This window comes from Dyella koreensis (genome assembly GCF_044904565.1).
Taxonomy (GTDB): Bacteria; Pseudomonadota; Gammaproteobacteria; order Xanthomonadales; family Rhodanobacteraceae; genus Dyella_D; species Dyella_D koreensis.
On sequence record NZ_JADIKD010000006.1, the window covers coordinates 53995 to 68119 of the forward strand.

9 protein-coding genes and 2 pseudogenes are annotated in these 14125 nt (G+C 57.7%); 8 read left to right on the forward strand and 3 right to left on the reverse strand.

Features of this window, described 5'->3' with window-relative positions; translation table 11 throughout:
* Positions 1 to 177: 177 nt before the first annotated feature.
* From ISS97_RS02185 to ISS97_RS02195, 3 genes and pseudogenes are all read right to left on the reverse strand, one after another.
* The gene (locus tag ISS97_RS02185) at positions 178 to 1410 is read right to left on the reverse strand and encodes an HlyD family type I secretion periplasmic adaptor subunit (protein ID WP_379984716.1); all 1233 of its coding nucleotides are present in this window, start codon (positions 1408 to 1410) and stop codon (positions 178 to 180) included.
* Positions 1407 to 3629, reverse strand: coding sequence for a type I secretion system permease/ATPase (locus ISS97_RS02190; RefSeq protein ID WP_379984717.1), 2223 nt, complete (start codon positions 3627 to 3629; stop codon positions 1407 to 1409). Before ISS97_RS02190 ends, ISS97_RS02185 begins: the two co-directional genes overlap by 4 nt.
* Before the next feature lie 516 nt (positions 3630 to 4145).
* Positions 4146 to 4400 (reverse strand): annotated as a pseudogene (locus ISS97_RS02195) (transposase); the annotation flags it as partial.
* A 353-nt stretch (positions 4401 to 4753) separates the two neighbouring features.
* On the opposite strand from ISS97_RS02195, the gene ISS97_RS02200 reads away from it, so the two are divergent.
* The 8 genes and pseudogenes from ISS97_RS02200 to ISS97_RS02235 all read left to right on the forward strand — a co-directional run bounded on the left by ISS97_RS02200 (position 4754) and on the right by ISS97_RS02235 (position 13474).
* Positions 4754 to 5329 (forward strand): fimbrial protein, encoded by a 576-nt coding sequence (locus ISS97_RS02200; protein WP_379984718.1) that lies wholly within the window; start codon positions 4754 to 4756, stop codon positions 5327 to 5329.
* Positions 5330 to 5405: 76 nt separating this feature from the next.
* Positions 5406 to 6155, forward strand: coding sequence for a fimbrial biogenesis chaperone (locus ISS97_RS02205; RefSeq protein WP_379984719.1), 750 nt, complete (start codon positions 5406 to 5408; stop codon positions 6153 to 6155).
* 118 nt (positions 6156 to 6273) lie between these two features.
* Entirely contained in the window at positions 6274 to 9144 is a 2871-nt protein-coding gene (locus tag ISS97_RS02210; protein ID WP_379984720.1) for a fimbria/pilus outer membrane usher protein, read from the forward strand.
* Between the two features lie 13 nt (positions 9145 to 9157).
* The gene (locus ISS97_RS02215; RefSeq protein ID WP_379984721.1) at positions 9158 to 9715 is read left to right on the forward strand and encodes a fimbrial protein; all 558 of its coding nucleotides are present in this window, start codon (positions 9158 to 9160) and stop codon (positions 9713 to 9715) included.
* Between the two features lie 306 nt (positions 9716 to 10021).
* Positions 10022 to 11062 (forward strand): fimbrial protein, encoded by a 1041-nt coding sequence (locus tag ISS97_RS02220; RefSeq protein WP_379984722.1) that lies wholly within the window; start codon positions 10022 to 10024, stop codon positions 11060 to 11062.
* A 234-nt stretch (positions 11063 to 11296) separates the two neighbouring features.
* A pseudogene (locus tag ISS97_RS02225) lies at positions 11297 to 11686 on the forward strand (hypothetical protein); the annotation flags it as partial.
* 60 nt (positions 11687 to 11746) lie between these two features.
* The gene (locus ISS97_RS02230; protein WP_379985003.1) at positions 11747 to 12160 is read left to right on the forward strand and encodes a fimbrial protein; all 414 of its coding nucleotides are present in this window, start codon (positions 11747 to 11749) and stop codon (positions 12158 to 12160) included.
* A gap of 345 nt (positions 12161 to 12505) precedes the next feature.
* Positions 12506 to 13474: a fimbrial protein gene (locus ISS97_RS02235; RefSeq protein ID WP_379985004.1), complete on the forward strand. Its 969-nt coding sequence runs from the start codon at positions 12506 to 12508 to the stop codon at positions 13472 to 13474.
* The last annotated feature ends 651 nt before the right edge of the window (positions 13475 to 14125 follow it).

Below are 14125 nucleotides of genomic sequence, written 5' to 3' on the forward strand. Positions count from 1 at the left end.
TGCGGTTTGCACTTGTTGTGTCGCACACGTTCACGTCTCTGTTGCTCCTGAAACCCGAAGCGTTGGTCGAGTACGCATTCGTCCGTCTTTCGGGTCTTCTTCGTTGCTTGTTTTCAGCGGTTACGCCCATCCCCTCCCGAATGGCCGGTTTTCGTAGATATCCAATGCAGCGCGGTGTTATCGCTCGCGAAATGCTTCACGCGCCTTGAACAGCGGCTTCAGGATGTAGTCCTGAATCGTTTTCTCGCTGGTGCGAATGTCGATGGTCGACACCATGCCGGGGATGATCGGCAGCTGTTTGCCACCTGCGGTCAGCGCATTGGCGTTGGTGCGCACTACCACGCGGTAATAGGTGGTTTCGTCACCCGGCTTTTTCTCGTTTTCGAGCGTGTCGGGGCTGACCCGTTCGACCTTGCCCTTCAGCGAACCGTAGATGCCGTAGTCGTAGGCCGAGATTTTCACCGTGGCCGGTTGGCCCGGATGGACAAAGCCCACATCGGAAGGCTTGATCTTGCCTTCCACCAACAACTGTTCGTCGATCGGCGAGATTTCCATAATGGTCTCGCCGGGGCGCACCACGCCGTCGACGGTCTTGATGCGGATGTTCTTGATGATGCCGCGCACCGGCGCAAGAATCGCTGTGCGGTCGACTACATCGGCATTGCCGGCCAGTTTTTCGGTGGTTTGCCCCAGCTCCAGCTGCGCCTGTGACAACTCCGAATTGGCGGTGGCCTTGAAGCGATTGCGCTGCTCCACGATCTGCATCTTGAAACTGTTGGCATCGCGGCGCATGCGCAGGATTTCGACTTCCGACATCAGGCCCTTGCGCATCAGCGGCTCGGACAGGGCGAGTTCCTTCATGGTCAGGTCGTAGCTTTTCTGCAAAGAGACCACGCTCTCGTCGAGTGCGCGGCGGCGTGCCTCGAACGTTTGCGTTTCTTCCTTGACGACCCGGGGATCCTTCAACACATCGTCGGGAAAGCTCAGCACCTGCCCATAGGCTTCGGCCTTCAGGCGCGCAACCGTGGCCTTGAGCCCGGTTACCTTCGATTGCACCTCGCGATAGCCGGCATTGGCGCGCGTGGGGTCGATCTTGAGCAGTAGTTGCCCCTTCGCCACCGTTTCACCTTCGTGCACCGGCATCTCTTCGATAATGCCGCCATCCAGGCTCTGTATCTGCTGCTCACCACCGGCGGAAATTACTTTGCCTTCTGCGCGCGTGACTTCCTCGACTCGCGCAAAATGCGCCCACGTCATGCCAATCATCATCACGATGGCAATCAGATACAACACGGCCTTCGCGCCTGGCGTGGATTGAGCGAGCATCGCCTCTTTGATGTCGCCGACATAGGCGGCATCGCCCGGATGCATGATCGACTTGGCGCCGCGCAGTCTTTCAAGCATTTTCATGTCGCGCTCTCCTGCGCCGGGGTTCGCGTTGTCTGAGCTTTCGGTGCGGCGGAGAGTTGCGCCAGTACGGCGGCCTTCTCGCCATCCAGTGCTACCTTGCCGTCGTCCATCACCACCACGCGGTCGACCAGCGTCAGCAACGAGGGACGATGCGTGACCAGCAGCAAGGTCTGCCCATGCATGACCTGTTTGAGTTGTTCGACGAAGCGCACTTCGGTCTGAGCATCCATGCCGCTGGCTGGCTCATCGAGCAGCAGCACTTTCGGACGCGCGATCAGCGCGCGCGCTAGCGCCACCAGCTGTCGCTGGCCACCGGATAGGCCTTCACCGGTCTCGCCGATCGGCAGGTTCACGCCAAGCGGATGGCGCGCAGCAATGCTTTCAAGGCCAGTCAGGCGCAGCACGTCGAGAAACTCCTGCGCCGTGGCGTTTGGCCGGCCAATCAAAATATTCTGGCGCAAGGTGCCGTAGAAAAGCCGCGAGTGCTGGCCCACATAGCCGACCGCATGACGCCAATCCGCCGGATCGATCTGCGAGGTGTTCAAGCCGTCGGCCAGCAGTTGCCCGTTGGTGGGCTCGTACAAACGTGCAATGAGGCGGAGTAGCGTCGATTTGCCGCTACCGACCTTGCCCACAATGCCGACGCGCTCGCCCGGTTGCACCGTGAAACTGATGTTACTGAGCATTGGCGGCGGCGCCGGCTGTCCCATCGGTACCGGATAGGAAAAGCCGATGCCCTGCAATTGAAGCTGGCCGGTGAGTTGATGGTCGGCGAGGTAATCCTGCCCGGCGTTGCGCTCGGTCGGCATCGCCATCAGCTGGTTCATCGACTTCAGCGCCACCTTGGCCTGCTGATAGCGCACGGCCAGACCGATCACCTGATTCAGCGGCGCGATGGCGCGGCTGGCCAGCATCACTGTGGCGATCAGCGAACCCTGCGTCAGCTCCTTGGCCTCGATCAAATACACGCCGATCACAATGATCACGACGGTCTGAATCTGCTGGAAAAAAGTGATGAGGCCCGTCGCCAGGCCGGACAGATGCCGCGACTTCATCGAGGTCGCCGCCGCCAGTCCGCTGAACCGATCCCAGCGGCGCTGCATGAAACTCTCGCCGCCGACGGCCTTCAAGGTCTCCAGGCCTTCGATCGATTCGATCAGCACACCTTGCTTGAGTGATGACTCGCGAAGGTTCTCGTTCATGATGCGTGCCAGCGGCCATTGCACCAGCACGCTGACAATGATCACGATCGGAATCAGCAGCAGCGGAACCCAGCCCAGCGGCCCGCCGACCGCGAAGATCACGCCAACGAACAGCAGCACGAACGGCAGGTCGGCAATAGCTGACAACGTTGCCGAGGTGACGAAATCGCGTACCGAATCGAACTCGCGCAATTGATTGGCGAAGGTACCTGGCGAGCTCGGCTTGTACTCCATGCGCACCGCCAGCGCCTGACGGAACAGCATGCTTCCCATCACCAGATCCGCTTTCTTGCCGGCGATATCCAAAATATAGCTGCGAATGAAACGCGACAGACCTTCGAATATCATGGCGATCGCCACGCCGATGGCCAGCGACCACATCGTTACCACGGCGAAGTTAGGCACCACGCGGTCGTACACATTCATGGTGAAGAAAATGCTGGCGAGTGAAAGCGCATTGACCAGTACCGTCGCCAGCGCCGCGTTGCCGTAATAGCGGCGGTAGCGCCACAGCGTGCTGATCAGCCAATGGCCGCTGCGTTCCGGCTCCGGTGTGCCGGCACGGTGATCCACCTTGGCTTTGGGCTTGGCAAGAATCGCGAAGCCGACATACATCGCATCCATTTCTTCGGCGTCGATCTCCACCGCATCGTCGCCGAGCTCCGGCAAGATCACGCGATAGCGCATGCCGCCATCGGTCTTTTGATGACTAAGCAATATGCAACCACCGTAGTCTTTCCTCAGCAGCACCACCGGCCACAAATGCGGCGAGATTTGCGCAACCTTGCGTTCCGCGACAGCAGCGGTCATGCCCGCCTGCTCAAGGGCTGTCAGCGCCAATGAGGGCTCCAGCATGCCCCCAACCGGCAGGCCGGCTTTCAATGCCTGCACACTCTTATCCATATGGTGGTGCTTGCACAGCCACATAAGGCTGCCAAGCAAGGTGTCCACCACCGCGGCGCGCGCGCGTATATCCAGGCGCGTTGCAGCCACGGCATCGGCGTTATTGGAATTCACTCTTAGACTCTCTAAATAGAATGGAATGGCACTACAAGGGCATGCGTGCCGCGTGTGCGGTACGGATCGATGGTCGTGTCAAAGCCTGACAACAGAGCCATTCATCGGACATAGAAGAAGTACGAAAGCGCGCACAAAGGCCCTGGTGTGCGGCGCGCGCCTTTAGCGTCGATTAAATCCAGATGAGGCGCGCTCCGATTTCAGAGCGTCCGAGCTTTATAGGAGAACGCCCTGCGTGCGGTCGCGTATAACGGCGACGCACCGTCACGTCGGCTCGCATATGGGGCGAGCTCCTAAAGAGGGGAATGCAATAACGCGGCACACTCTCTTAGAGAGTCGATCGTATTAATTTCGCCAGATGTCTGGTCGTCTATGCCATAAGAGAGTCACCTCTTGGCAGTAGCTTTCAGGTCCTTCTGACATGGGTGGCGGCGCCTTGCCTCGCTAGATCTTTAAGCGATGGTGCCCGCATATGCTTGTAGTGGAGCAGTGGTGTCGATGCGTTGCTCAGCGCTTCTTGCCAAGTGCTTCGCGAGCCACTTCGTTGTCAAGCATCGATTCCGCTAGTAGCCGTTTGAGGCGAGCATTCTCGGCTTCGAGCTCGCGGAGACGCTTGTTATCGGAGGCCTGATTGCCACCGAACTTGTTGCGCCATAGATAGTAGCTGGCCTCAGAGAAGCCATGGCGCCGACACAGTTCCTTTACTGACAAGCCTGTTTGGGCCTCACGAAGAAAGCCAAGAATCTGCGCTTCCGAGAAACGTTTCCTCACGTCCTATCTCCTTCATTCCATGGAAGTGGGAGCGGACTGTAACGCTTTGTGCTCATCAATTTAGAGAGCGTGTCGTCTCTACACGCACTTTAGAATTTCTTCTATAGGAGCGCGAAATCGCGCCGCCTAGACTGGCGCCGCACTCGAGGAAAGGGGTGCGGTTGTTGAATGACATGAAGTGCTGGGCCACGGAGCGGCAAAAGACTTTCAGGTGTACCCATGGGATGGAGCGCCTGCAGGACTTCCTGATGCATGTCGTCAAAGTTCATGTTTCAACCCTAAATCCATAGGTCGATCGACCTGCCGTAATTTCCTGCCTAGATGGCGGGTATTCAACTTAAAGGAATGTACAAATGAAGAACTTCAAGATTGCTTCCGCCATCGCGCTGGCCATGGGTATTGCTGTTGCCGGTTCGGCCAGCGCGGCTTCGAGCGCCGGCGGCACCATTAACTTCAAGGGTGCGCTGACCGACACCACCTGCACCATCCAGGGTGGCGAAAACACCGACGAGGGTACCGGTAACTTCACCGTGGAGCTCGACCCGACCCCGGCTTCCGACATGCAGGCTGCTGGTGACACGGCCGGCTACACCCCGTTCGGAATCAAGTTCGGTAAGGCGGGCGAAACCACCTGTCAGAACGGCAAGATCGCCACCCTGATGTTCGACAGCCTGGACACGCATATCGATGCCTCCACCGGTGCGCTGAAGAACGTGCTGATCAACGAAGCAACCAACGCCGAAATTCAGGTGATGGCGAACCCGACGACGGCCCTTAACCTGACCGACTCGGCCGCTGCGGTGGTGGTGCCGGCGATCGACAACAACCAGGCGAGCCTCCGCATGGGTGCGCGGTACCTGGCTGTGAATGCTGCTCCGACCGCCGGCCTTATCAGCTCGGCCGTGGTCTACAAGGTGACGTACAACTAATCCGTAGTTGTTCGTATGAAAGCGTTGGCGGCCGTGTAAACGGCTGCCAATTTCACGAATTCTCTTGAGGTGATGTATGTCTAACGTATTGCGCTATGCCATGTCGGGCCTGTTGCTCGCAACCGCCATGTTCGTCGGAAGCAGCCAGGCAAGCGTGGTGATCGGCGGCACGCGCGTGGTGTACCCGGCTCAGGAAAGAGAAGTGACCGTGCGTCTGACCAACCAGGGTAAAACGCCAGTACTGGTGCAGGCCTGGATGGATAGCGGTGACGATAAATCGACGCCGGATACCGCCAAAGTACCGTTTACGCTCACGCCGCCTATCCATCGGCTCGATGCGGGCAAGGGTCAGGCGTTGCGTATGGTTTATACCAAAGAGCCGTTGCCGACCGACAAGGAGTCGCTGTTCTGGCTCAACATACTCGAAGTGCCGCCGAAGGCGCAGTCGACCGGCGAAAAAAATTTGCTGCAGTTCGCATTCCGCACGCGTATCAAGGTGTTCTTTCGCCCGGGTGGGTTGCCGGGGAACGCGTCTGAAACATCCGACAAGCTGGTGTGGAAGCTTGTCAGCGGTAAGGATGGCAAGAGCTATGCGTTGGAAGTGAGTAACCCCACGCCCTACTACGTCAACTTTGCCAGTGTCGGCATCAAGGTCGGCGACCGCAGCATCAAGGAACAAGGCGGTGGCATGGTGGCGCCAAATGAAAACGCTACGTTCCCGATCAAGGAGTTGACAGCGCTCCCTGGTGGCAACGCGCGCGCGCAATTTACGGTGATCAACGACTACGGCGCCCTGGGCGAAAAGGAAGCACCGCTCCCGCCTTGAGCGCGGCTCTTCCCACGTCCTGCAATTACGTCAAGTCGATTTATCCAGAAAAGGTATGCCGTGCCCTTAGGGCGACGGCAGGGTTAGTTGCCGCCGCATGGCAGCGTAGGAGAAGTTTGTGTCACGAGTGGATTCCAGCAATCGTGCGACATCCTCGGTAGCAAGGGATGGCTTGCGGCTCGCACTATTGCCGACCTTGATCCTGGGTGCGTTGGTGCAGCCGGCTTATGCGGCGGTCGTGGATCCGATCGATCCAGCAGCGTCTGCCGATCCGGCAGCTCCCATCGATCCGGCGGCCCTCATCGATCCGGCAGCGCCATCGCCGGTACTCAGCTTCGACCAAGAGTTCTTCCCCGCATCGTCCGGACAGAAGGTCGACCTATCACGCTTCGAGAAAGATGGCATTACGGCGCCCGGCACGTATCACGGCGACGTCTATGTCAACAAAGCCTGGCGGGCGCGTACCGACATTGTGATGCGCAACGTGGCGAGCATGGAGTCGGCACAGCCGTGTTTCGATGCGGCCATGCTCACCAACTGGGGCGTGGATCTGCACAAGGTTGCCACGTACGTCCAGCCGGACCAGGTGCCCAGCCGTTCTGTTCCGGCTACGGGAGAGTTTTGCGGAGTCATCGGCGACTACATCCCGGGTGCCTCGACCGAGTTTGATAGCAACGAGCAGTCGCTCACGCTTTCCGTACCGCAGATCTACACGCTGCGCAACGCGCGCGGCTATGTCGATCCGTCGCAATGGGATGCCGGCGTCAATGCAGGCGTACTCAACTACAACACCAACCTCTACCGCAGTAGCCGGAATGGCCGCGCGGAGACCAGCGCCTATGTCGGGGTCAATGCCTCGTTGGACCTCGGCTCCTGGCATCTCGTGCATCAGGGCGCGGGCTCGTGGACCGAGCGCGACGGAGCCAGCTACCAGAACAGTGCTACCTATGCGCAGCACGATATCCCCGCGTGGAAGGCGCAGGCCGCGGCCGGCGAAATCTATACGGCCGGCGACATCTTCGACAGTGTGCGTTTGCGCGGTGCGCGCCTTTACGCCGATCCGCGCATGCTGCCCTCGTCAGAGCAGGGTTTTGCGCCGATCGTCCGTGGTGTGGCGAGCAGCAATGCCAAGGTGCAGGTTAAACAGCGCGGCTTCGTAATCTACGAGACCACGGTCGCGCGGGGTCCGTTCGTTATTGATGATTTGTTCCCCACCGGTTACGGCGGCGATCTGGACGTGGAGGTTCAGGAGGCCGACGGCCGCATTGAGCGCTTTAGCGTGCCGTATTCCGCGGTACCGCAGCTGCTGCGCCCGGGCCAAAGCACCTGGGAAGTGGACATCGGCAAGATTGCCGAATCGAATGCGCTTAATACGCCTTTCATGGCGCAGGCCACCTATCGACGCGGCTTGACTAACAATGTCACCGCCTATGGTGGCGCCAATTTCGCCACGGCGTATCACGCCATCCTGGGCGGTGCCGCGCTCAATACTTCTATCGGTGCATTCTCGGCCGACCTGACCCAGGGGCGTAACAAGGTCCCTGGCCAAAAGGGTACGACCGGCCTCAGTCTGCGCGTCGCCTACAACAAGAACATTGTCGAAACCGGCACCAACTTCGCGATGGCCGCCTACCGTTATTCCACCAGCGGTTTCGTCGGCCTCAATGACTCGGTGGCCATGCGCACCGCCGTGGCCCGCGGGCAGGGCAGCAATATCGTGGCGCGACCGCGCAGCCGTGTCGACGCCAGTATTTATCAGGCGCTGGGCAGTAGTGGAGGCCAGGTGTTCTTCTCCGGCTCGGCCAGTAACTACTGGAACCAGAGCGGACGCCAGGTCAGCTTTTCGGCGGGTTATAGCAACCAGTGGAAGTCGCTGAGCTACAGCTTCTCCGCGCAGCGTACGCGCGATACGTCGTCGTATGTCTCGCCGTTCTCCACGATCGGCCCCATCGACAGCATCCCCGGCGTATCAACACCGACGAATCCGATCGTCAACACGCGCCGCGATACCACCTTGTGGTTCACGGTGAGTGTGCCTTTCGGTGCCGGTGACCGCGCGCCGATGTTCAATGCAATGGCAAGCCACTCGGATATCACCGGCTCCAGCAGCCAGGCGGGTATCAGCGGATCGCTGGATAGAGACCATCGTTACAATTACAACGCTTCGCTGTCGCACTCAGGGGGGCGGAGCAGTGGCAGCCTTTCGGGTCAGTACAGCGGCAGTAGGGCTAATTTGTCCGCCGGCTACAGTCAGGGCAGTGGCTACCGCCAGTTCAGCGGTAGCGCCTCCGGTGCTGTGGTGGTTCATAGCGGTGGCATGACCCTGTCGCCGCCCACAGGCGACACCATCGGTCTAGTTTACGCGCCGGACGCCGCCGGTGCGGGTGTGGACAGCAATCGGGGATCCAGGGTGGACTCGCGCGGCTATGCCGTGGTGCCTTACCTGTCGCCGTATCAGCTCAATACCGTGTCGCTCGATCCGAAAGGCACGTCCGCCGAGGTAGAGCTGGAAGGCACCACCCAGAACGTGGCGCCACGCGCCGGCTCGGTCGTCCTTCTGAAATACAAGACCAAGGCCGGTCGTGCCCTGCTGATCGACAGCGCGCTGGAAGACGGCACGCCGATTCCGTTCGGTGCTGACGTCTTTGACGAGAACGGCAACAGCGTGGGTGTCGCCGGCCAGGCCAGCCGCGTGTTTGTTCGCGGTATCGAGAAGTCCGGCACTTTGACCGTGCGTTGGGGCGACGGGGCCAATGACAGTTGCCGTATCCAGGTGGCGCTGCCGCCGCTGGCCAAGGGCAAGCACATGGATTACGAAAAATTCCAACTGCCGTGCGCCCAGGGCGCGGGACAGGCCGTATCCGGCACCACACACCCATCGTCCGATGCGCAAGCGGATGCGGCGGAAACCGCACGCAAGGGTCGCGCCATCGTCAGCGCAGTCATTGCTTCAGGTCTGGGTCTTTCCGGTCCGGCAAATCAGCTTTAACAGGAGAATATCCATGGAACGTCGATTGAATCATTCGCGCAAGCCTGCGTCGCATCGCACCTTAGCTGGGCTATTGCTAGCCATGGGGTTGGCCACGGTGGCCGGAACCGCCGGCGCGGATGTGGCTAACGTCACCATCAACGGCACCATCGACGCCGGTACCTGCACAATTTCAGCAGGCGATGTCAACAAGAACGTCACCCTGGCGACCATCAAGACGTCCGATCTGCCGGCTGCCGGTGGCGTGGCGGCTCTTCAGAATGTCACGCTTACCGTCAACAACTGTGATGTGGGCCTGACCACCGCGAGCTTCACATTCACGGGCACGCCTGATGACACCGATAAGGTGCGTTGGAAGAACACAGGGTCGGCGCAGGGCGTGGCGGTGGAATTGGAGTCGAGCGCCGGCGTGCCTATTGGCGCCGATGGCACGAATAACCAGTTGATGGCGCAGATTACGGGTGGCCAGGCCGTACTCACTTTCCAGGCAGGGTATTGGCACCTTCCGGGCGTCACCGCAACGTCCGGTTCGGTGTCTGCCGTGGCAACGGTCAATACAAGCTACAACTGATACGAAGTCTATTGCATCAATCTGATGAGTCCCGCCGCTGCTGTTTCGCTACTGCAGCGGCAGGCCAAGTTCAATAGGCAAAGCGCAGTCACGGAGGATGCGCCCTTAGCGATGCGATGAGTTTTCTATGCAGGCCGGTAGAGTCATTTCATGACTGCTCGCAACGCTTTGCCAGCGACTTTTTGCAGCTAAATTGGGGCGTCTTTGGTCTTTATGGGCGCGGCATGCATCGAGCGATGCCGCAAATTTCTGAGGTTGAATCCAGTGTTAAGAGCGCACCGTAAATCGTTTCGCAACGCCGTCCGTATGATCTCGGGCTTTTTTGTTTTGCTGGGTACGTTGACTGGCGAAAGTGCGCTCGCGGCCAACTGTCATCCGGCAGAGTCACTGCCTACCGTACAACCTGTGAATTGGGTGAATACGATTACGGTGCCTAGCAATGGCGCGGTGGGTGATGTGCTCGCTACAGCTGATTGGACCTTCAATGGTCACACAGGGTATGTGTATTGCGATAACGCACAGTCCGCGGCCCTGACTAGCTATTGGGGTATTCCGGCCTATGGGAGATCTCTAACCGCTGTTTCCGGCATGTCTCCTTATACCTTGGAGCTGGATCATGCCGGCAGTGGAATCGGTGTCCGTATCTATCTCAACGGTCGACAACTCACAGATTATCAAAGCGGTCTAGCAGGATCGGTAGCGTCCCTCTTTGGTGGCTCATCTGTATTTTACGGTCCTGGTTATGTCACGGTGCCCAAGACTACCTACCACTTCGAACTGGTGAGGACCGCCGTCAGCCCGGTGAACCCTCTTACGGTCATTCCGACTCAGTCGATTGGCGGGAACGCCTATGTATCGGTAAATACGGGAGGGTTCCTTGGTGAAGTGGGTTTTGCCGCTTACAATTTGCGCCCCATTAATGTTGTGTGGCAGACATCGACTTGCACGATCATCGCTGGCGATGTCAATAAGTCGGTGACCTTGCAAAGGGTAAAGAGCAGCGACTTCAATAACAGCCCGGGTACGGGTGATGTGCCCTTTACCCTCACGGCGGCCAACTGCCAGAACGCGACGTCGGCCACCTTTACGTTTTCCGGTACGCCCGATAGCACCAACCCAGTGTTGTTCAAGAGCACCGGTGACGCGGCGGGCGTAGGCGTCCGCATTTATCCGGCCAGCGACAGCGGCCAGACCATCGGCGCCAACGGCACCAACAATGTACAAACAGTCGCGGTCAGCGGTGGCCAGGCGGTGCTGTCGTTGGGGGCGCAGTACTACAAGACGGGAACCACGGTTGGCGCGGGACAGGTCACTACCAGGGCCACTGTCACCATGAGCTACAACTGACTGTGTCCAGCACCATCCAAAGTCCGCGCTGCTTCATGTGTGCTCAGCTTTTTTTGCACGCCGCCACTCGCTTCGAAATCCAGTGAAGCAAATGGAATTTTTGCCAGTTACCCTATTTCGAAACTCATTATGAAAAACGGGCTTCATATATTCCTGCTGTTAACGATATTGCTTATACCCATCGATTCACCAGCGACTTGTGTCCCCACGCCGACAGGCGGTAATGCTGGTGACATGATTATATATACGATAGACAATTATGCACCACCACCCTTCGACCCCGATATTCCTGACGGAGCGGTTATTTACGCTGCACATGCATCGGATAACAACGGTGTTGGAGGAAAGTTATACTGCGACTCGTCTCGGGTCATCACATATAGGGGGACAACCGGGGCGCAAGGGCGTTATTCGACATATCCAACGGGTATTGGTGGCATCGGTATTAGATTTAGATTCTGGACAGACGCGATTCTTGGATATTGGCCGCAAACTCAATTTGTTTCGAGTGGTGGTACCTCCCTTGTTGGTGCCAGCGGATTAATAATGGTTGAGCTTGTCAAAACTGGCCCTGTCATGGGAGGGGAGGGGCAGCTTTCAGGGGAGGTTGCCGGCTATTTCAACAGTCACAATGGACAATTTGTATCCATTAGATTTAACAATCCCGTTCCGATCAAGCCAGCTATGCCCACTTGCACGATCATCGCCGGCGACGTCAATAAGTCGGTGACCTTGCAAACGGTTAAGAGCAGCGACTTCAACAGCAGCCCGGGTACGGGTGATGTGCCCTTTACCCTCACGGCGGCCAACTGCCAGAACGCGACGTCGGCCACCTTTACGTTTTCCGGTACGCCCGATAGCACCAACCCAGTGTTGTTCAAGAGCACCGGTGACGCGGCGGGCGTAGGCGTCCGCATTTATCCGGCCAGCGACAGCAGCCAGACCATCGGCGCCAACGGCACCAACAATGCGCAAACGGTCACGGTCAGTGGTGGCCAGGCGGTGCTGTCGTTGGGGGCGCAGTACTACAAGACAGGAGCCACGGTTGGCGCGGGTCAGGTCACGACCAGGGCGACCGTCACCATGAGCTACAACTGACATATAGATTTCGCGCGGACCTGGCTTCAATGCCGCGTCATACCGATCCAATATCGGCGCGGCGTCATATGCGCACGGGCCTTTTGTTGACGAATAAAGACGGACTATTCGGGTTTCTAACAGGCTGTTGAGAAGCGCAAGGTGTCAAAACATGGGTGGGCGAAACCTATGGATGGCTCAAAAATATATGAGCGTCAAAACGATGATTTTTCGGATAAATCATAGATGCCATCTATGAGAAAATTGCAGCTGCTGGTTTCGCACATAGACCGTTAATTCTTGCAAGTAATCTAGAGTGGTGGCATGAAAAAATTCTGTTATTTATTAATATCGATATGGTTGCTCATGCCGGTTTTTTCGCACGCGGCGCCGTGGTGTTATGTGGTCAATGGCATCTCGTTTCCTGCGGATCACAGTCGTCCGGCGCCATGGGTTATTAACGTGCCTCCCATTCCTCCTATTGTAGTTGGCGCGAATACACCAAATGGGTCCGTTATTGCAGAACTGCCTGCTGTGCCCTTTATAGGGCCGTATTCCCCTTGGTATCTACAGTGTGGGGGCATTGGAAGCACGCAGAATTTCACCTGGACTACCGGGGTGACGGCGATGTCTTCTTATGCGAATGTTTATACAACAAGCGTCCAAGGAGTTGGCTTGAAGTTTGTCTTGAGTTGTAGTGCTTGTGGTGGTGTGTTTCCATTTAAGTACGACAATAATTCTTGGATAAATCAGAATTTAGCCTTCGGTGCCGGCTCTCGTGCGCTCTACATAAAGGTGATAAAGATTGGACCAGTTGTCGAGGGCGGCAATATTTCTGGAACAATAGCCAAAGTAGCGCAGGCAGATTTTGGAGATTTGATTCTATGGAATGCCAATAGTCCTATCATCATCCAGCCGGACATACCGACCTGCACGATCATCGCTGGCGACGTCAATAAGTCGGTGACCTTGCAAAGGGTAAAGAGCAGCGACTTCAATAACAGCCCGGGTACGGGTGATGTGCCCTTTACCCTCACGGCGGCCAACTGCCAGAACGCGACGTCGGCCACCTTTACGTTTTCCGGTACGCCCGATAGCACCAACCCAGTGTTGTTCAAGAGCACCGGTGACGCGGCGGGCGTAGGCGTCCGCATTTATCCGGCCAGCGACAGCAGCCAGACCATCGGCGCCAACGGCACCAACAATGCGCAAACGGTCACGGTCAGTGGTGGCCAGGCGGTGCTGTCGTTGGGGGCGCAGTACTACAAGACAGGAGCTACGGTTGGCGCGGGTCAGGTCACGACCAGGGCAACCGTCACCATGAGCTACAACTGAGAGTTACAAGACAACTATATGTAAAGACGATAAGGCTCTTATGTCCGGAAGGAAAGCAAAAGCCATGTATTTATTGAGAAGAGTGGCCATGCTATTTGTCCTTTTCGGATGGTCGAATCATAGGTTCGCCCAGAGCTTCTGCAGTGCTTCCGCTCCGGAGTTGGTGAGTTTCTCTGTTCCTGCCATTAGGGTGGACAACGGCCTGCCGAATGGGTCGATCCTTTATCAAGCCACCAGATATTACTCCGGCAGCAACTTTAACTGCCCATCGGCAGGTCCGATAAGCATGGGGTTGATCGCCGCTCCGGCGGTAACTTATGCAAACTATTTTGTTGGATCAACTCAGATAGCTAACACCAATATTCCCGGCGTGTGATTCATTATTGACGATGGTGCGGGAAATCCACGGCGCGCTTATCCAGGCACGTTTGGTGACCTGTCCGCAGTTTTTCAATACACCATCGGTTTGTCAGGGCGCCCTCAGGCCCCTGCATCGAGAGCGATCCGATTGACCTATTACAAAACCGGCCCCATCACCCGGGGCGGGAGCATTGCCGTACCCCAGGGAGCGACCACCGGTGGTGGGTCTGCTTTCCCTGCTAATCCGGTGTTTGTGACTTTCAATAATGGCTCTGGGCAGATCATTGTTGA

Bases quoted from the DNA above. Each gene is read 5' to 3' on its own strand.
- ISS97_RS02220 (WP_379984722.1), top strand. From the start codon at position 10,022: ATGATCTCGGGCTTTTTTGTTTTGCTGGGTACGTTGACTGGCGAAAGT.
- ISS97_RS02185 (WP_379984716.1), bottom strand. From the start codon at position 1,410: ATGAAAATGCTTGAAAGACTGCGCGGCGCCAAGTCGATCATGCATCCG.
- ISS97_RS02215 (WP_379984721.1), top strand. From the start codon at position 9,158: ATGGAACGTCGATTGAATCATTCGCGCAAGCCTGCGTCGCATCGCACC.
- ISS97_RS02230 (WP_379985003.1), top strand. From the start codon at position 11,747: ATGCCCACTTGCACGATCATCGCCGGCGACGTCAATAAGTCGGTGACC.
- ISS97_RS02200 (WP_379984718.1), top strand. From the start codon at position 4,754: ATGAAGAACTTCAAGATTGCTTCCGCCATCGCGCTGGCCATGGGTATT.
- ISS97_RS02235 (WP_379985004.1), top strand. From the start codon at position 12,506: ATGCCGGTTTTTTCGCACGCGGCGCCGTGGTGTTATGTGGTCAATGGC.
- ISS97_RS02205 (WP_379984719.1), top strand. From the start codon at position 5,406: ATGTCTAACGTATTGCGCTATGCCATGTCGGGCCTGTTGCTCGCAACC.